General features: G+C 59.9%; 15 protein-coding genes. 5 read left to right on the plus strand and 10 right to left on the minus strand.

The features are described 5' to 3' along the window. Positions 1 to 79 precede the first annotated feature (79 nt). Genes QZ648_RS07385 through QZ648_RS07400 form a run of 4 tightly spaced genes read right to left on the minus strand, consistent with a single transcriptional unit; the run spans position 80 to position 1,195 of the window. Positions 80 to 277 (minus strand): hypothetical protein, encoded by a 198-nt coding sequence (locus tag QZ648_RS07385; protein WP_291996575.1) that lies wholly within the window; start codon positions 275 to 277, stop codon positions 80 to 82. 17 nt (positions 278 to 294) lie between these two features. Further along, positions 295 to 537, minus strand: coding sequence for a hypothetical protein (locus tag QZ648_RS07390; protein WP_291996576.1), 243 nt, complete (start codon positions 535 to 537; stop codon positions 295 to 297). 20 nt (positions 538 to 557) lie between these two features. After that, on the minus strand, positions 558 to 764 hold the full coding sequence (locus QZ648_RS07395; protein WP_291996577.1) for a hypothetical protein: 207 nt from the start codon (positions 762 to 764) through the stop codon (positions 558 to 560). After that, a complete protein-coding gene (locus QZ648_RS07400) occupies positions 761 to 1,195 on the minus strand; it encodes a DUF5681 domain-containing protein (protein ID WP_291996578.1) in 435 nt (144 codons plus the stop codon). The genes QZ648_RS07395 and QZ648_RS07400 overlap by 4 nt, the downstream gene beginning before the upstream one ends. A gap of 525 nt (positions 1,196 to 1,720) precedes the next feature. Here QZ648_RS07400 and QZ648_RS07405 point away from each other — a divergent pair. Beyond that, entirely contained in the window at positions 1,721 to 4,837 is a 3,117-nt protein-coding gene (locus tag QZ648_RS07405; RefSeq protein ID WP_291996579.1) for a site-specific DNA-methyltransferase, read from the plus strand. 4 nt (positions 4,838 to 4,841) lie between these two features. Further along, on the plus strand, positions 4,842 to 7,931 hold the full coding sequence (locus QZ648_RS07410) for a DEAD/DEAH box helicase family protein (RefSeq protein ID WP_366144082.1): 3,090 nt from the start codon (positions 4,842 to 4,844) through the stop codon (positions 7,929 to 7,931). Between the two features lie 290 nt (positions 7,932 to 8,221). Here the strand turns inward: QZ648_RS07410 and QZ648_RS07415 are convergent, their stop codons facing one another. The 4 genes from QZ648_RS07415 to QZ648_RS07430 form a co-directional block, all read right to left on the minus strand. Then, positions 8,222 to 8,512 carry a hypothetical protein gene (locus QZ648_RS07415; protein WP_291996581.1) on the minus strand — a complete coding sequence of 97 codons (291 nt, stop codon included), beginning with the start codon at positions 8,510 to 8,512 and terminating at the stop codon, positions 8,222 to 8,224. Then, positions 8,512 to 10,998 (minus strand): phage/plasmid primase, P4 family, encoded by a 2,487-nt coding sequence (locus tag QZ648_RS07420; protein WP_291996582.1) that lies wholly within the window; start codon positions 10,996 to 10,998, stop codon positions 8,512 to 8,514. Before QZ648_RS07420 ends, QZ648_RS07415 begins: the two co-directional genes overlap by 1 nt. 518 nt (positions 10,999 to 11,516) lie before the next feature. Next, positions 11,517 to 12,734: a hypothetical protein gene (locus QZ648_RS07425; RefSeq protein ID WP_291996583.1), complete on the minus strand. Its 1,218-nt coding sequence runs from the start codon at positions 12,732 to 12,734 to the stop codon at positions 11,517 to 11,519. A 98-nt stretch (positions 12,735 to 12,832) separates the two neighbouring features. After that, positions 12,833 to 14,149, minus strand: coding sequence for an integrase family protein (locus QZ648_RS07430; RefSeq protein ID WP_291996584.1), 1,317 nt, complete (start codon positions 14,147 to 14,149; stop codon positions 12,833 to 12,835). 469 nt (positions 14,150 to 14,618) lie between these two features. Between QZ648_RS07430 and QZ648_RS07435 the strand changes: the two genes are divergently transcribed. Next, on the plus strand, positions 14,619 to 14,804 hold the full coding sequence (locus QZ648_RS07435) for a hypothetical protein (protein ID WP_291996585.1): 186 nt from the start codon (positions 14,619 to 14,621) through the stop codon (positions 14,802 to 14,804). Between the two features lie 100 nt (positions 14,805 to 14,904). Here the strand turns inward: QZ648_RS07435 and QZ648_RS07440 are convergent, their stop codons facing one another. Continuing rightward, complete coding sequence (locus QZ648_RS07440) at positions 14,905 to 15,951, minus strand: EamA family transporter (protein ID WP_291996586.1); 1,047 nt, start codon at positions 15,949 to 15,951, stop codon at positions 14,905 to 14,907. A gap of 456 nt (positions 15,952 to 16,407) precedes the next feature. On the opposite strand from QZ648_RS07440, the gene QZ648_RS07445 reads away from it, so the two are divergent. Further along, a complete protein-coding gene (locus tag QZ648_RS07445; RefSeq protein WP_169065873.1) occupies positions 16,408 to 16,842 on the plus strand; it encodes a DUF411 domain-containing protein in 435 nt (144 codons plus the stop codon). Between the two features lie 276 nt (positions 16,843 to 17,118). Further along, the gene (locus tag QZ648_RS07450) at positions 17,119 to 17,670 is read left to right on the plus strand and encodes a hypothetical protein (protein ID WP_169065778.1); all 552 of its coding nucleotides are present in this window, start codon (positions 17,119 to 17,121) and stop codon (positions 17,668 to 17,670) included. A 217-nt stretch (positions 17,671 to 17,887) separates the two neighbouring features. Here the strand turns inward: QZ648_RS07450 and QZ648_RS07455 are convergent, their stop codons facing one another. Beyond that, positions 17,888 to 18,661 carry a GAF domain-containing protein gene (locus tag QZ648_RS07455; protein ID WP_291996587.1) on the minus strand — a complete coding sequence of 258 codons (774 nt, stop codon included), beginning with the start codon at positions 18,659 to 18,661 and terminating at the stop codon, positions 17,888 to 17,890. Between the last annotated feature and the right edge of the window lie 81 nt (positions 18,662 to 18,742).

Consider the following 18,742-nt stretch of genomic DNA (forward strand, 5'->3'; position numbering starts at 1 on the left):
CGACGAAGCTGCCGCTGCCCAATCCAGAGGAGTAGCGGGATCTGTCGGCTGTGATTTGACTGGTAGGCTCGGCGGCAAGCTATGCATTGGTAAGCTTGTGCGACTCGCCCACGGCGTGTCCGCTCGTTAGGTCTTGCGCCACCAGCCAATCGCGGTAGGCCCGCAAACTGCCAAACTCGGCCATTACAGCAGCGCGACTGGTCCCTGCTTTTTCGAGCAGCCGGTCAAGTTCCGACCCTGCGTCGTTGCTCTGCCGGTACTGCTCCAGCTTCGTCAAGCGACGTTCCAACGGGCTCACAGGTTGACGTCCTGTTCAGACAGAAGAATCACGCGCCCGAGCCGCCCAGGGGCGCAGGCCAAGCCTTCGACCGTTGATCGTGCGATGAAGTCGCCTTCGGATTCGTTTGCCTTTCGGCTTACAAGCTGGTCGCCGATGATCGCTCGGACAACTTCGCCCGAGTCGCCTCGAATGATTCGTCTGACGATGAGTTTGATGCTGTCTTCCTTGGGGCGTGCCGCCGCTTCGAGCTTGATCATGCGACGCTCCAGGGTGGCGCTCATTCTGCTGCTTCCCGTTTAGCGATGCGCGCTTCCACCTCCTTGCCATCCTCGTCTATTCTCACAACGCCACCGCTAGGAATCAGACGAAGGCGAGACGCTACCCGCATGGTGCTTGGCTCGATCATGTGAATGACGAAGTCGAGATCTTCGTAAATTCGAATCGAACGTTCCAGCCTTCTGACCCGTTTCTGCAATGCGTTCATTTGGCTGCTTCAAGTGCGGTGAGACGTGCTTCAAACTCTTGAGTCTCAAGCGCCTTGCGGCGCGCCTCGACGATACCGGCCAAGGTCGCTGCCTCGCCGGGCAGGATGTCGCCGGCCGCCACCGCCTGCAAGATGGCCGCCTGAGCTTGAGCGACGCCATCAGCAGAGCCGGTATCGGGCAGGGTCAGGAAGATCGGGCGCTCCTTTGCCGGTGGCACCAGCCGTTCGAGAACCAGTCTGGCCGCGCTCATGTCTCCCTGCTTGGCCATTTCGACAATCTTCTTTGCGATGGCGTCGGCGCCTTCCTCCATGGCAGCTAATGCCACGAGGGTTACGCGGTTCCTGCTGCCCGGCGGTCTGCCTTTGGGATTTCCGCTTTGACCGGGTTTCCAGCCAGGCCGCAGGCGTTCGGCTTTTGTCTTGTCGCTCATTCTCTGTACCTCGACGGTGTTTATTCAGTGCACCGCTTGTCTTTTGTGACACTCACAAAACTATATCGCCGGCCAATCTCGGCCCAAGCGCGCTGTGCGGACCGCCTTGCCGGTTCTGATTTCTCGATGCGCCCCAGCATTGCTAGAAGCGCCCGCAGTGGCGCGTTCTGCTCATCGCCGATGGCGTCGATGGCCGCTCGGGTATCACGAATCCGCTGCGCGCGTTTCCGCTCAGCAGCAGTCATCGGCTGCTCGCCCTTCGGAGGCCGGCATCTTTTCGTGACCGTCACAGGGTTGTCGGGCATTGCCTCTCCGTATTTGCGTGATTGTCACGATAATAGCAGATAGGTACGCCGCGCGGGCGGCAGCTTGCCTTGCGCCGTGCCGTTCGTAACGCCAAGGACGTTGCGCGAGAGTGTCTCGGGCGGACAGACTGCCACTGTGTGGAGTTGCTCGCTGCCGAAGGTGACGGTTTTGGTGAGCAGGCGTATCCTGTGAAGTCTGACGAGGGCGAGGTCAACAACCATGCAGCATAAGAAAAACACTGACGCTGCCGCGCCGGCATACGCGCGCGATTCCATTGCTTCCATCAAGTATCCAGCCAAGCGGAAAAACATTCCGCCGGCCGGCCTGGAGGCGCAGGGCGTTGTTCAGGAAGCGCCGAAAATCCGCTACGAATACAACCCGCATCTACCACCGATGCTGCGCTCGGCCGCGGATGCAGGGCAGGCGGACAAACTGCCGGAGTTGCTGGCGACCGCACAGAAACGGGCGCTTACGGCAGACGAGGCGCGAGTGCTGGCGGATGCGCTGCGCCGGCATGAACCGTGGCTGGAGTGGAGCGGCAAGCGCGAGAAGCCGTGGTTCGAGGTCGAGCCGGTGGCGCTGCACATGCACGAGCGCGTATCGACCCAGGCGATTCTGCGCGTGCTGGCGCGCGAGGACGTGGAGCGCGATCTTTTCGCCGATCCGCAGCACGATTACGCCAAGGCCGTGCAGTTCTATCAGCACGACGTGGACTGGGCGAACCGCATGATCCTCGGTGACTCGCTACAGGTCATGGCCAGCCTCGCCCGTCGCGAAGACCTCGCAGGCAAGGTGCAGATGATCTACCTCGATCCGCCCTACGGCATCAAGTTCGCCTCGAACTTCCAGCCGCAGCTCGGGCAGCGCGATGTGAAGGACCGCGAGCAGGACCTCACCCGCGAGCCTGAGATGGTGAAGGCCTACCGCGACACCTGGACGCTCGGCATCCACTCCTACCTCGCCTATCTGCGCGACCGCCTGCACATGGCCATGGAACTTCTCGCCGATTCCGGCAGCATCTTCGTGCAGATCAGTGATGAAAATCTCCATCGCGTGCGGTGCGTGATGGATGAGGTGTTTAAAGACAACTTCATCAGCGTAGTCTCGTTTGCCACGACCACTGGCTTCTCTTCAAACTACATCTCGAACATCACCGACCACGTTCTTTGGTATGCAAAGGACACGTCGAAGATGCGCTTCCGCCAGCTTTACAAAAACAAGACTGCTGGAGAAGAAGGGGCGGCAAAATACAAGCCGCTTACCCGAGCGCAGTATGAGATAGCTCATGCATTCGAGGACGAGCAACTTGCAGCATTCGATCAAATTACAGCGCAGGGGGCGACAGCCACGGAGCAGAAGTTCTTGATGGAAGGTCAGGAGTTCGAGCCTCCAGCGGGAATGCACTGGAAGACGGCAATCGAAGGATTGAACCGCTTGAAAGCCGCTCATCGACTTAGAATTGAAGGGAGCCTCCCGAGGTATGCGAGGCTTCTCTCGAATTTCCCAGTGTTCCCTCTCACGAATATTTGGATGGACATAGGGGGTGTTCAGAATCGAACCGAGGGAAAAATCTATATCGTGCAGACGGCTTCGACGGTCATCGAGCGCTGCCTGCTAATGACCACTGACCCCGGCGACCTCGTGCTGGACCCGACGTGCGGGAGCGGGACGACGGCGTATGTGGCTGAGCAGTGGGGCCGGCGCTGGATCACCTGCGATTCCAGCCGTGTGGCGCTGGCGCTGGCGAAGCACCGGCTGATGACGGCGAAGTTCGACTACCAGCAGCTTCGTCCGTTGAGTGCAGAGGACGTCGCGCGCAATCCGCACGGCACGTGGCTCACCGACCCGACGGGCAAGGTTCCCGGCAAGGCTACTTTTGCGTGCAAAACGGTGCCGCACATCACGCTCAAGAGCATCGCCCGCAACACCTCGCTCGATCCCGTTTTCGCCAAGCACGAGCCGATTCTCGCCGAGAAGCTGTCCACGCTGAATCGCGTAGTGGCCACCGTCGGCGTTGCGATGAAGGAAAAGCTGGCGGACAAGCTCATCCACAAGCACCGCGAAACCGGTGCAAATGCTGTGACTGAGGCGGACACGCGCCGTTGGCTGCTGCCCGATACTCAGCCGGCCTTGATCCGTTCCTTTCCCGCGCGGTCACCACTCAAGGGCCTGACTCCCAAGCAGGCCGAAGCCTATCGGGGCGCGATTCCGAAAGGCGGCTGGAAGGAGTGGGAGGCCCCTTTCGACACCGATCCCGACTGGCCGCCCGCGTTGCAGGAAGCGCTGATCGCCTACCGCGACGCCTGGCGGGCGAAGATGGACGAGGTGAACTCCTGCATCGCCGCAAACGCCGAGACGGAGGAACTGGTCGACAAGCCCGCGCCCGTGAAAGGGGTCGTGCGGGTGAGCGGCCCATTCACGATGGAAGGTGTCATCGCCGTGGAAGACGGCCCTGATACGCCGATTGGCGGCGCGCCGGACGAACTGGACGCCTTCGACGGCGACGCGGCAGTTACGAACGCCGAGGCGCATCTCGAAAAAATCATTCGCTTGTTGAAGGCGAGCGGTGTTGACTTCCCCGGCAATCGGAGCATGAAGTTCAACCGGCTCGATCCGATGACCGGTGCCGCACTGCTCCACGCCGAAGGCGAATGGATGAACGGCGACCAGAATGAGCGCCGCGTGGCGGTGAGTGTCGGCCCGGAAATCGGCAGTGTCTCGGCGATGCAAGTGGAAGATGCGATCCGTGACGCGAACCGTAAGGGCTACGACGACGTGGTCTTTGCTGGATTCGGCTTTGATGCGGCAGCACAGGACGCCATCGAGAGCGGCAGCCATCGGAACCTGCGCCTGCACATGGCCCTGATTCGTCCAGACGTGGCGATGGGCGATCTGCTGAAATCCCAGCCCGGTAGCCAGCTTTTTACCGTCTTCAGCGCTCCGCGGGTGAAAGGCCCGACGCAGCAGGCCGACGGCGAGTTCACGGTCGAGGTCGAGGGCATGGATGTCTACGATCCGGTGAGCAACACACTTTTTCCGACCGACAAGGCGCGCATCGCTGCGTGGTTCCTTGACACGGACTACGACGGAAGGACGTTCTGCATCTGCCAGGCGTTCTTCCCCGACAAGAGCAAGTGGGCGAAACTGGCCAAGGCACTCGGCAATGCCGGTGTGATCGAGGAAGAAGCCTTCGCGGCACTGAGTGGGTTGAAGAGTCTGCCTTTTCCTCGCCCGGCAAGGCTTGGCAAGGGCGAGACGTGGCGCGTGGCGGTAAAGGTGATTGATCCGCGCGGGAACGAGGGCATGCGCGTGCTGCAGTTCCAGGATCGGTACTAGGCGCATGGCACAGCAACTGTCGATTCCGATTCAGCCCGTCGAGAATCCTATCCTCTGCTCGCCGTACCGGGAGCCCGATCAATACTGGCTTTACGACACGACGACGGGAGTGCCCACCAGGACGCCCGGGCGACGACCCGCAAGTTACTGGTTCAAGAACGAGCGCTCGGGCAGCACACAACTACAACTGTCGTTCCTCGCAGAAGAGGAGCGCGACGATCTGCCGTTGGTGAATGAACTGCGCGATGACGTACGACGCTGGCGGGCGAGTGGCTGGGAGAGCGCCAGCGAGACGACGAAGAAACTGCTGCGCCATTGGATGCGCGAAGATCGTGGGCGACGCCTGTTTTTCTGCCAGGTCGAGGCGGTGGAAACGATCATCTACTTGAAGGAGATTCTGGCGCTCGGCAAGAAGCCGCGCTGGACGCCCAAGCTGACGTTGGACGATTTCAATACGCTCAGCAAAGGATGCAATCCACGCCCGCTGGCGTGGGTGGCGAAGGTCGCGCAACACCCGAAGCTGGCCGACCTGCCGAATGAGCCTGGCGCGAAGGCGATCAACCGCTACGCCTGCAAGATGGCCACTGGCAGCGGCAAGACGGTGGTGATGTCGATGCTCATCGCTTGGGCGTTCTGCAATCGCGGCACCAAGCCCGGCGATCCACGCTTTCCGCGTCGTGCGCTGGTCGTGTGCCCGAACCTGACTATCAAGGAGCGCCTGAACGTGCTGCGGCCGGGTGACCCGAACAACTACTTTGAGCAGTTCGACATCGTTCCGTCAGCGCTGCGTCCCGAATTGGCGAAGGGCAAGGTGCTGGTCACGAACTGGCATTGGCTGGCACCGGAGGCCGAGGTGCAGAAGGTAGGCGGCGCACCCATCGTGAAACTCGGCGCAGAAAGCGCCGAGGCTTTTGCGCGCAACCGGCTGGGCGACCTGTGGGATGACGAGCCGCTGATGGTTCTCAACGATGAGGGCCACCATGCGTACCGCCCGGCGCCTGTTGGCGCCGACGTGAAACTGACCGCCGAGGAAAAGGCCGACCGCGAAGAGGCCACAGTGTGGGTGAGCGGGCTGGACAAGATCAACGCCGCCTGCGGCATCGGCATCTGTGTGGACTTGTCGGCGACGCCTTTCTACATCCAGGGCAGCGGCTACCCGGAAGGTTCTCCCTTCCCATGGATCGTCAGCGATTTCTCGCTGGTCGATGCGATTGAGAGCGGCATCACCAAGATTCCGCGCCTGCCGGCGATGGACAACACGGGACGCCCGGACCCCAAGTATTTCAAGCTGTGGGAGCACATAACCGGCGACCTCAAGAGCGGGGAGAAACTCACCGGTGGCAAGCCGAAACCGGCCGTCGTTTATCGCAAGGCCGAGTTTGCGTTGCTGACCTTGGCGACCGAATGGAAGCAGAAACTTGAACAAGTCATATCATCGGCGCCGGGTCAGGACCGGACGCCACCGGTAATGATCGTCGTCTGCGACAACACGGATATTGCCAAGGAACTTCACCGTGCGATCTCGGGCGAAGAACTCGTCGAGGCGGAGATGCCTGACGAGGACGAAGACGACGAAGATGAAGCGCCGAAGCCGCGCAAGAAGAAGCCCAAGGCTCAGAAACACTATGGAGCGGGGCTACCTGGTTTTCCGGAACTGTGGAACAGGCAATTAGCGGAGGTCACCCTACGCATAGACTCCAATCTGCTGGCCGCTGCCGAAAGCGAAGACCCGAATGCAACACGAAAGGAAGCTGCGGAGGATCTTAGACGGATTGTCTCGACCGTAGGCCGACCGGGCGAAGCGGGTGAGCACATCCGCTGCGTCGTCAGCGTGAACATGCTCAACGAGGGATGGGACGCGAACAACGTTACGCACATCCTCGGCCTACGGGCGTTTCACAGCCAGTTGCTCTGCGAGCAGGTGGTGGGGCGCGGCTTGCGCCGAATGGACTACACGCCAGACCCGGAAACCGGACTGCTGACCGCCGAGTACGTGGACATCTTTGGCATCCCTTTCTCACTGATTCCGTTCAAGGGACGTGAGCCGGGAGGAAGTGCCCCACCTGATGACCGGCCGAAGCACGAGGTAATGGCGCTGGCGGCGCGGCAGGCCTTTGAGATTCGGTTTCCCGTCGTCGAAGGCTATGTGGTCGCACTGCAACGCAATCTGGTGACCGCCGATGTGGACAGTATCGAGCGTACCGCTCTCGATGCGTCGAACATCCCTACTGCGGCGTTCGTCCGCCCGCAGGTAGGTTTTCAGATAGGGCACCCGAGCGCACACGGAGGCTTTGGCTTCGACGTGGTTGACCGGCAAACCTATTACGACTCGGTTCACCTGCAGACCATCGAGTTCGAGATCGCGCGGGAGATCGTACGGGCGCTCACCGAGGCGGCGCATTCGGGCAAGGCGAATTTGCGGCACCAAAGCCGAAGCGTGCTGTTTCCGCAGGTACTGCTCATCGTGCAGCGCTACATGTGCGAACGAGTCGATTTCAACGGGCTTCATCGGAGCGAGGTCGGCTTGCAGGCGTATGCTCAGCGCATCATCGGGCTGCTGATTGCTGCGATTACACCGGACGATAGCAAGGGTGAGGCGCCGCTGCTGCCAAGACTGAATCGATACAGGCCGATCGATAGTACCGAGCGGGTACGGTTCAAGACGGTGAAGCCGGTACAGGCCACCGCAGCAAGCCACCTGAACTTTGTTGCCTGCGACACCAACTCATGGGAACAGGCCGCAACCTTCCAGCTTGAAAAGCTGGCGAAGGAAGGTGTCGTGTTCTGCTATGCGCGAAATGATCGACTGGAGTTCAGCATTCCCTACGAGTATTACGGGAACCCACAGGTCTATGAACCGGACTTCATCGTCCGGCTGCGCAACTCGGTACATGTAGTGCTCGAAATAAAGGGCAAGGCACACCAAGACACGGACGCCAAACACCAGGCCGCGAAGCGTTGGGTAGCAGCGGTGAATCATTGGGGCAGGCTGGGCGAATGGGATTTTCTGGTTTGTCGCGACCCGCAGCGATTGGGTGAAGAGTTGAGAAGAGTGGTGGTTGCACGGAGCGAGGCGCCAGGCCCGCACCTCTGAGCTGAAAGAAAAATCCGGTGTAGCGGCGTTACGCTGTAACGTTGTCATTTCGTCCGCCGTGAGTTGCCGGCGATTCGCGCAGCACGTCCCGGCAATCTCTCGCCACGAAGGCCAGGCCACCGAACCGACGTACCAGAGAAAGAAACTCTGCTTGCTCTGCGCGCATCTTCCCGCCCGGTGCTTTGCACTCCACCGCCAGCAATCGGCCATCCCGCATCATGCCGAGCAGCCTTTCCAGCCGAACCGGAAAAAACGCCCGCCCATGTTCGCCATGCCCGTATTCTGGCGTTCTATCCATGCCACAGACGAATGATGCCGCAGCGTCTTGACGACTTCCGCCAGAGCGGCAGGCTCGGGCCGGTTATTGGTGCGCCGCACTGACGGTGATTCGAACCCGAACAGATCAGCGCCCATTCGATCAGTTCCTGCCAAGTCGTGAAGCGGAACAGTGCGGCAAGTGCGGCAAGAGCCCCATTTTCGAAAAGTTTTCTAGAAAGGGCTGCATGGGGGAGTTTATGGAAAACGGCGTTTATCCGCACTTGCCGCACTTCCGACCATTGATTGGCGTTGATTTCCGCCATCAATAGCCCCCTTTCGCACGGGTGTAGTCTTGGTGCCGAAAGTCTGTCACGCTCAATCCGCACCAGAAACGCTTGCCGTTAGACTGTCTGACGCGATACCCACGCTCGCTCAATCGACGTCCAAGCACTGCGCTGCTCGCTGGCTTGTGCCCGTTGTCAAGACACCAGGTCTTATAGTTGCCATAGAGGTCGGCGTTCAAACTCTCGCCCTGCGTGTTTTTTTCAGTGCATTCGCTGAGCCAAGCGCCCGTCAAGTCCTGATCGACCTGATAAGCGTCCGTGGCTTCGCGGATTCTCCTCGGCGTGTCAGCAAGGCCTCTCTTCAGCCACTCGACGCAACCTTGAACCATCCATGCGAGGATGTGTGATGCCTCAGCCTTCAACTTGGCGCGGAGCTTCGGATCGCGCTTGTCTTCTCTGAAGGTCTGATCGAAAGGGACCAGCCGAACACGGCGCCAAATCCCGTGATCGTTGCCGCGAACAATCGGCTTGTGATTGCCGGCCATAATCAGCTTCAAATTGGGCTGAAACTGAAAGGGGTCGCAGTACAGTTTTCGCGCGGCCATGCTGTCGCCGGATACCATGCCTTTGACGAGTGACTCCGCCAGAGCGGTGTTTTCTTCGGTCTCTGCGCACAGCACCAATCGTGCGCCAACGAGGTCCGCAAGGTCGGGCGTTGCGCCGCCAGCGTTTCGCTTCGACTCGCTGAGCGTTTCCGATGCGATGGCACGGGCATAGTCGCCCAAGATGTACTTCAGCAGCTCAATAAAAACGCTTTTTCCGTTGGCGCCATGACCAAACAGAAACAGGAAAAGATGCTCCTGCGTCGATCCCGTTAGCAAGTAGCCGCAAAACCTTTGTATCCAATCGACAATCTCTTGGTCGCCGTCGAACACCTCATACAAGAACTGACGCCAGCGCACAGCCCGTGTTGCATCGCCAAGGGATTCTACGGACAAGCTCTTGGTAATGAAGTCCCCGGTAGTCGCGGCGCGCGCGATACCCGTGTTGAGGTTGATCAATTGTCGGGCGCGGTCGAAGCCGACGACAAATTCATCGGCGTCAATATGTGCCATTGGTAAGCGCACCTGGCCGAAGTCAGAAAGAATCTTGACGGCAGCTACGATTGTCTTCTGCTCCTCGCTCTTGCGCGCCCACTTGGCGAAGTGCTCAACGTCGTTGCTGTGCCCAAGGCCCTCCGTGTAGATCGCAACATGCAACCGACCAGCCATTGATCGGACGCGCGCGCCGTCGAGGTCCCATTGCCAAGACTTGCCATGCCAGATTAGCCACGCTTTCCATTCCGGTACGTACTTGAGTCGCTCGCCACTGTCGTCTTGTAGTCGCTGAGCGTTGCCGTACTCCGTCAGCGGGCGCGTGTTGTAGGTGCCATCTCGTGCATCGCACTTTGGCAGGCTCGGCGCCAGGAATAGAGCCTCTGCGGAAGAGGGCGGGAGCTTCTTGGACTCCATTTGCAACCGTAGTACGTCGAGCCCTTCCGCTTGGTGCAGGTCGTTGAAATCGCCATTGATGCGACCATCTGCGAACTTGGGCACAATGATGACGGCAGGGGCTCCAGCGGCGGCAGCGGACTGGGCATACTCCAGACCTTTGCCGTGGTCATCAAGGTCGCCAGCGATACGGAGGGGCGAGTCTGGAAACTTTCGACGCAGATCAGCAGCAACGATGGTCATGTTGCTGCCTGAAAAACCGACGACGACGACATCGCCGGTGGCCTCGTGAATGCTGCAAGCTGTCGCCCAACCTTCAGCTAGGACTATCGAGGTTCCGTTTTCTGGTTGACCGATGAACAGCCGTCCACCTTTCATCTTGGCGTTTTTCAGAAACTGCTTGAAGCCATCGCACCGGATAAACTGAACGCTTTGAACTGAATCATCCGGCCCATGGACTGGCAGAGTAATCGAGCCGTCAAGGTCTTGGCGTGCGCGGTAGGGAATGATGCCCTTGCGGAGCGCGTAGGCATTGGCCGGATCAAGGTTAAGACTTTCCCCCACGATTCTCGTTGCTGCCGCTGCAGCCTGTTCGTGCTGTTTGGCGAGGCCTGTGGCAGCTTGCTTCCTCGCCAGCCTTGATTTCTCCTTGGAGGCCTGTTGCTCTGCCCTCGTCGGAATTGGAGTATTGCCGTTGCGCATCTGCCAAGTGAACTTGGTTCCTTCACGATTGCATCCGAAAGACGCGCCAACGCCATCCGCAAATAACTTGCAGAATCCGGCCTTGTCGCCGGACTTGCTGCTGGTCGAGAACCGGGTCAGCTTGTCTGGCTCAATACCCTTTTCCGGGAAGATCATGCCGACCTGGGCGAAAGCGTCCGGCAGTGATGGGCCGAAAATCACGTTGCCTTGCCTGATGACGCTAGCTTTGATTGAACCTGCCGAAGAAGCGATAATTGCGGTGTAGATTCCGTTTTCCTGAGCCCCGCTGCGCGCCAACGCTGCCGGGGCTCCTTCGTTCTTGGGGGCGGTCATCAAGCCACCTCGCTAGTGGTCACTGCCTGAACTGTGTCCGTGGGAACTTTCAAGCGTTTGGCTGCGACTTTTCGGGCAATGTGCTCAGGAAGCTTCGGGGGCTTAGCGGCCTTGCGCGCGAAGTGCGCTTCGATCGCAGCAGCGTCAGCTTTGACAGGCTCGCCGACCAGCAGTCGATCAGCCTCGTCTTCATCCCAAAGAAGGCGACCGTTGGGGAGCTTTGTTGGAACCATGCCCATCCAGTGCCCGTGCAGGCAATACGATCGGCGGGGAGTTTGCGGCTGAACTTCGAACCGCTCTGATATTGTCTCAGTGCCTATTTTTCTACCGGTGCGGCTGCTCAGTGCTGCGTGCGTTCTATTCATTTGAATCATGCTCCAAGAACCCGTTTCTACGGGGGAGCGTGTAGTTCAAATTACGGCACTTCCTCGCGGCATTGCCGCCGGTATTGACTCCCAGCGTTGGCGGGGCTTATAGACCGAGCACCCGGTATTGCACCCGGTATGAACACCCGGCATTCAAAGATACTGAGACTTTTCGGTCCATTCGGCGAAATAGTCGGAAAAGTTGAGGCGCAAAAAGTTGGTTAGTGCGCCTTTGCCGACGGCCCATTTCTTTTGAGGCGTCTTTGTGGCGAGGCAGATGGCGAGGACGGCGGGGTTCCAGAGGTGCGAACCATCTGGCCCTTTGCCAGGCCGCCCGACTTTAAGACATGCGGATTCTACCCACTTCGGCAATTCGTCAAGGATGTTCTTTAAGGTCGGTGCGTTCGGTGGCAAGGGCCAGGGAACCGATAGAATTTCGATCTTGGCCAGGCCGCCTGGCGCAACCTTCGCTGCCGCCCCAGAGAGGGTAGTGGCGCTCTGTCCCTGCGGTTCAGCCGGCACCTGCGCGCTCTCGGTTACCGCCTGTCGAAACGCATCCGGCACGCTGAAGCTTCCCCACAGAACACAAAACGCTTTATTAACAAATTCGAGTAGCTGTTTCGGCGTACAGGGGAATGTCAGCGACGGACTACGCCGATTTCTGCGACGGATTTCTTGCTTCTCATCTTTTGGGAAGCCCTTGATATAGTGCTCCTCCCACTTTCTAAAAATGACACCCTCTTCTGAGACTATATACGCCCCGTACTCACCGTCGTCTAAGGCAGTTAAGTCTGTCCAGTCCTCTAAATGCAGCTCGCACTGACTAGCCAGTTCAATACAAGCTTCGTCCGATAAGGCGGACTCCTTTGCACCCGATTCAAGCCTGTGCTCGCCGCTCGTCTGTCTCATGCCTCTATCAAAGCCGGCGTTGTTTGGCTCCACCCATCCTCGTTCGTCGATCCAGCCGACACGAGATATTGCAAACTCGTTACCTTGCTCGCCAGCCCAGTCATTCAGATTCTTGAGGGTTGTATAGACGCATAGCGCATGTGTCGCGTCCAGGTCGACGTCGTTTGAAGCAGCTTCTTCGTTCGACCTCTTGGAAACCTCGCTATACGTTCCATTATCCTTCGCTCGCTGGATGGCTTCGTCGAATGTCCCCGGCTTACCGTCTTGGTCCGTGACCGCTAAGCGGCCCTCTCGCGCATCGGTTACAACCCACTCCAGTAGATTGCGGAATTTGCCTTGATACGTTGGTTTGTGAAACGGAGTATCTCCACCAGTCGCGGCCGCCCGTGCTACTGCATCGGCAATAGCTGCGAGCGGCAACACGTCAAGACTTGGGGAAGCCAGTCTCAGTCCATATTGCATTTCACGCTCCTTCTGTGCGCTCCTTCGTTGGGGTGCCGCGTCAGCCGGGGAAGGTGCCCGGTTTTCGATTGGCCAATCTAGGCGCGGCAGTGCTCAGTTTATCTGATGGCCCGCAACCCCGGTCGTGCATCCTCTGCAGGCTGCTCGATACCCGCTTCGGTCAGAATCCAGGCCTCGATCTTCGTGTGCCACATGCGCAACAGGTCGAGCGGGCGAACGCGGTAATGCTTCTCTGCGGTCGCACTCGGCTTGTGGCCCATGATTTGCGCTGACACCCCGGCGGGGCACTCCACCCACTCAGCCAGAGTGCCGAACGAACGGCGTAGGCCGTGGATAGTCAGCGCTGGCAAGCCGGCGGCGGTCAGTGCTTTGTTGTGCTGAATGCGGGGCTCCTGAAGCCTGCCAGACGCGGCGGTCGGGCTTGAGAATACCCACTCATTGCGGCGGGGCAGAGCGGCCAGCAGCGAAGCGACAAGGGGCGTCAGTGGGATGGCGCGCTTGCCGTCGACCTTGTCCTTGATGCTTAGGGAATTCCATCGGAAATCGACATCCTCCCACCGGATACCCGCTACTTCTTCTCGGCGCGCTCCCGTCAGCAGCGCCGTTTGCAGATAGGCGGCAATGACAGGGTTCTGTATCTGGCGCACAGAGGCGAACCACGATGGCAACTGCTCGCGCTGCAAACAATCGTCCTTGGCAACCTTCTTCGGCAGTTCATCCTTTGCCATGCTGATAAGACAGGCGTCTTTGTGGGCTTGGTCGCGGTACTCTTTTTTCTCCGAACACCAGTTGAGGAAGGCGCGCAGCAGCCTGAAGGCAAGCGCGGCATGCGTCGGACGGCGTGCCGCTTCATCTTGCAGCCAGACGCGCACATGGTCGGCGTCAATCTGCTCCAGGGGAAGCAGCAACAGCGGGCGCAGGATGCCCGGCAGGGTTTTGTCACTATGGCCGACCTTGCGGCCCCTCGTGCGCAGCTCGCCGCCTTCCTTGCTCACGGTCACATGGTCGGCTAGGTGCAAGCTCCCCCACTTCGGGTGCGCCTTGATATACGCCGCCCACGCTTCCAGTGCCGGCGCTTTCCGGCGCCGCGCTTCTTCTTGCTTGGCCTCAGCGGCTGCGATTCGCTCGCGCTTCTCTTCCCGCGGGTCAATGCCTTGGTCGATCTTCGCTTGCAGTCGGCGCGCTTCGTCGCGGGCGGATTGAATCGTCCACGTTTTCTCGTTGCCAATGGTCAGCCGGACACTTGCGCCGGACTCAATACGGCTTTCGAGAACGTACGTCTTGGAGCCTCCAGCAGATGCCTTCAGGCCAAGCCCTTTTGAGTTCGTGTCCCAAAGAAACGAGGCCTGCTTACCCTCCTCGCAGCGAAACGCGGAGACTTTTCCCGCCGTGAAATTCACCTTGTTGCCGCTCATCGCTCGCCCTCCGCTGCCGCCTACCATTCGCCTACCAGAAGAATTCCAGTAGGCACACAGTAGGAAGATTATAACAATCCGGTTCAACGCAAAGCAACAACAACCTACGCAATACTGCTGTTTTTCCTAGGTTTTCGACGTTTTCGTGAATCCCATTCAACATGAATAAACGCATACTTTTTAGGACTTTTAATCCATTGGTCGTGAGTTCGAGCCTCACCCGACCCACCAAAGAAATCAGGCAGATAGCCCGGCTCACAAGGTCGGGCTTTTTGTCGTCTGCGCGATCGTCGTCGTTCGTCGTCGATCGCCATCGAAAAGGCATGCGAGTCATTTGGTCGCGGCTGCGAATTGCCGGGCAATGCCGCTTTCCCCCGGATTGCCCTCGCCATGCTCTGGATCGCCCCCTCCGAAAAAGACGCCGCCTCCACCTAATGTGAAAGTCGCGTACGCGACTCACGAATCTCCCTTGTTTCACATTAAACTGGCGGCAGAAGGAGCGGCACGCTCAAAGCTGAAGCTGACCATCGAAGACACCCTCGACTCCGGCCTGCCGCGCGCCTATGGCCCAGATCGGTACCGGCAGAAATGCGCGGCGGTCTTCGAACATGTATATGAGAGCTACCGGGAGAGAAATGCCGGGGTGTATGCCTGAGTTATTGCTGCAGCAGGAGATGTTTCCGAAAGTCTCATCAAGAATCCAGCACCACACCAGTGTGTGCAGCCCGCAGCGGCTCGCCGTCAATCCCGCCTGATCAATGCTCGTGCCGATGATGGATGTCGGGGAAGTGGTGATGGCTGTGCGCCATCGGCAGATGCCGGTGCTGATGACTGTGCGGCTCGTCGCCGGCCCAGCCGGCATCGTGCGGGTGCTGGTGATGCGCGTCGTGGCGGTGGCTGTGGGCGTGTTCCAGGTCGTTGTGAGTGTGCTGATGGCCGTGCTGCTCGGTGAGATGCAGCCAGACGCCGATGCCCATCATGGCGGCAGCAGCCCAGAATAGCGGCGATGTCGACTCCGACTCGCCGAGAAGGAGCAACGCGACGGCAGCGCCAATGAAGGGTGCGGTTGAAAAATAAGCGCCGGTTCGCGCAGCACCGAGTCCGCGCAGGGCGAGCACGAACATCACCAGGCTCACCCCGTAGCCAAGCAGGCCAAGCGTCATGGCCGGGAGCAGTATCGCCACACCGGGCAGCGTCATTCCCAAAGCCAGCGCTAGCAGGGTATTGACGCCACCGGCGACCAGCCCCTTGCTGCCGGCAATGAACAGGGCGTCCGACGCCGAAACATGGCGTGTGAGATTGTTGTCGATTGCCCAGCACAGGCAGGCAACGCTGATCGCCAGCGGGCCGAGCCAACTGTCCTGCTGCGCTTCGCCAGTCGGCCAGGCGAGCAGCACGCCGCCGGCAACGATGGCCAGCATGCCGAGAACGATGCGCCGGTCGGCGTTCTCCTTGAACACCACCCAGGCCAGCAGCGCCGTGAGCACGGCTTCAAGGTTCAACAGCAGCGAAGCCGTCGCAGCGCTGCTATGCACCAGGCCGTAGAGCAGGGCGACCGGTCCGAGCACGCCACCGAAGAGCATGGCGCCGAGCAGCCAGGGCCATTCCGCCGGCGCCAGGCCTGACGGCTGCCAGCACCGATCGCGAATCAGCCGCGCCGTACTCAGCCCGACACCACTGCCGAGGTAGAGCAGGCCGGCAAGCAGGATCGGTGGCACGTCGCCAAGCAGTAGCTTGGCCAGCGGTGTGCTGGCTCCAAAAAGAAGGGCCGCCAGCAAGGCGTAGACGACAGAGAGATTCATCGGAGCACACACGCAAGAGGGATGCGAGACGAGGGATGATGGACGAGGTTTACAGGCTTTACAGAGTCGACATCTCGCCGCAAAGTAGCCACGGCCAGAGCGATGGTAGCGTATTGGCCGCCGTCCGAGCGAACTGTGTGGACACCGATCAGCGGCTCGGAAAGGCGGGACGAGACGCCGCTTCCCCAGCTTGGCATCAGCCTCCCAGGTCAAGCCGCTCAGGCGGCGGCACAGACGGCATCCGCACGCGGCGCAGGGCAACAAGTCCTCGCCGGCGCGACGAATTATCTCGGCCCACGCATGACGAAACTGTAATCTTGCTGTCAGCTTGCAGTACCCTTCCCTTTTGCAGAATACTCGTTCGTCGGGAATTGTCGAGCATTCAAAGGCAGGCCAACGCTGCCCTCCTTCTCTTTCTTTCCCTCCCTCCCTGCCACTTAACGAGATCCTGCCATGATGCTGATCCGCCTCTTCTTCGCCCTTGTTCTCCTCTCCACCGCCGGTGGCGCGTTCGCGCAAAGCGCCCCGCGTGTGGAGGTTTACAAGAATGCTTCCTGTAGCTGTTGCGGTGGCTGGGTCGAGCATCTGCGCGACAATGGCTTCGCGGTAAGTACGCATGATGTCGACGATGTGCCCGCCAATCGCAAGAAGCTGGGCATGCCCGAGGATCTAGGCTCGTGCCACACCGCGACGGTCAACGGCTACCTGATCGAAGGCCATGTCCCCGCGGCCGATATCAAGCGCCTGCTCAAGGAAAAACCGAAGGCGCTGGGACTCGCGGTGCCGGCGATGCCGGCTGGATCACCAGGAATGGAAAGCTCCAGCCCGGTCCCCTACGACACCCTGCTGGTCGACCCCAAGGGCTCGACCAGCGTCTACGCCCGCCACTGAGTCGCCGACATCCGCAGCAAAGCCTTATCCGTCGACCTCGCGATGAACGCCTTGGGCGTGGCCGCCGCGAGCGAACATGTGAGGAACGTCAAAGCAGTCCGCGCGAGCAATTCGTCCAGAAAAAAGGTCTAGTATGAGGTCACGCGCATTACCTCGCCGCGCAAGTTGCGGATCACAAGGACGTGCGCCCGGCAGGAAAAATTTGTCGGTCCAAGGCCAGGATTCAGGAGCCCGCCACAAAGCCCCTGCCTCTGCCAACAAGAGGAGAGCAAGAAAATGGTGACCAGGAAATCAGCCCCCACATGGAGCGACGTCAAAGCCGCCCTGGAGGACTTCGACCGGGCAGACCTGCTTGGCCTGCTTGAAGATCTGTACGCCGCGCGCAAGGACAATAAGACCTTCCTGCACGCCCGCTTCGGGCTCGGTGGTGATGCCCTCAAACCGTACAAGGCAATCATCGATCGCTGGCTGTGGCCGGACGTCTTCAGCAACCAGAGCTATTCGGTGGCCAACGCCCGGAAACCGATTGCCGACTACCAGAAAGACGTCGGCGACGCCGAGGGCCTGGCCGAGCTGATGGTCTTCTACTGCCGACACGCCGTCGGCTTCAGCAGCGAAATCGGCGTCGCTGACAAGGACTATTTCGACGCGCTGCTGCACATGTTCGAGCAAGCGCTGACAACCGTCATGACTTTGCCGGAAGCGAAGCGTGAGCACTTCATCAGCGAGTTGGGCGACATCCGCGCCACCGGCCGCAACCTGGGCTGGGGAGTGGGCAGCGGTTTTAACGATGCCTGGTCACTGATTGGCCAGAAATTCGGCGACTAATGACGATTCCGAGTGGATGATTCGGAGCGTCACCGCCGCTCATCGCTCAGCCGGCCGGCTAGGGAAAGAGCCCGGACAGCGTCGCTTTCGCTGCTGTGCTTGATATCAGCGGAGGCGCTAGGCGCAGGATCCTGGCGAGGCTTTTGCCATCCCATTTGCCACCCGCACAACCAGGAGCGAAAGGCGCTGGGCGCCGGGCAGCTGCTTCTGGCTCGGCCTAACCGGCTGTCTGTTGCTCGATCCGCTTGCTGTGCCGGCTCAGGCTGACACTCAGTTGGCCAACGATCTCCGAAGCCGCGTTGATGATCTGGCTTGAGCCGAAACCGGCACGAGTCATTTCCTTGTAGAACGACTTGGCGAGGATCCTGGCCACTTGATCAGGATTGGCCACGGCGCATTCCAGCGCGCCGCCAATGTCTTTTTCAGCGAACTGCATCAGCGCCATTTGCGTAAAGCGCGACCTCAGGATGTTCTGCAGTTGCACCACCTGAATGGCTTTGCCAACGAATAGCGCGACGACCTCGAGCAGACTCAGGTCGTCCTTGGTGAAGCTGCGCGCCTGCCGATGTCCGCTGATGTTGATCACGCCGATGGTTTTGCCATTGATGGCAATCGGCGAGGAAAGCAGGCTCTTGCGGGGATCATTGGCACGCCGCGCCCACTGCGCAAACTCGGACCTTTCGATGTCCTCGATGAACAAGGCTTTACCGGTGGCAACCACTCGCCCGGCAATGCCTTCGCCAGTGCGAGTGTTTTCCTTGTATGCCGCGGCGGGCAGCGAACCGCAGCTGCCACAGACGCGCAGGCACATGTCGTCGCCTCCAGCCGCCTCGTCTTCGCTCTCGGTCAGCAACATCAGCGAACAGTTTTCGGCGTTGAGTACTCGTGCCGCAATTGCTGCGAGTTGCTGCATGTTGTCGTCGAAGCTGCCTTCGTCCAGGAAGCTGGCGAGATCCTGCAGCTTGATCAGCGAATTCTCTCTGTCACCCATGACGTTCACCTGCGAATGGCCCGGTGATTCGATTATAGGCGCGCAAGCGGTGCGCGGAGCAAGCTTTCCGGCACGCCCACC

The organism is Candidatus Accumulibacter sp. ACC012, assembly GCF_907163155.1.
Lineage (GTDB): Bacteria > Pseudomonadota > Gammaproteobacteria > Burkholderiales > Rhodocyclaceae > Accumulibacter > Accumulibacter delftensis.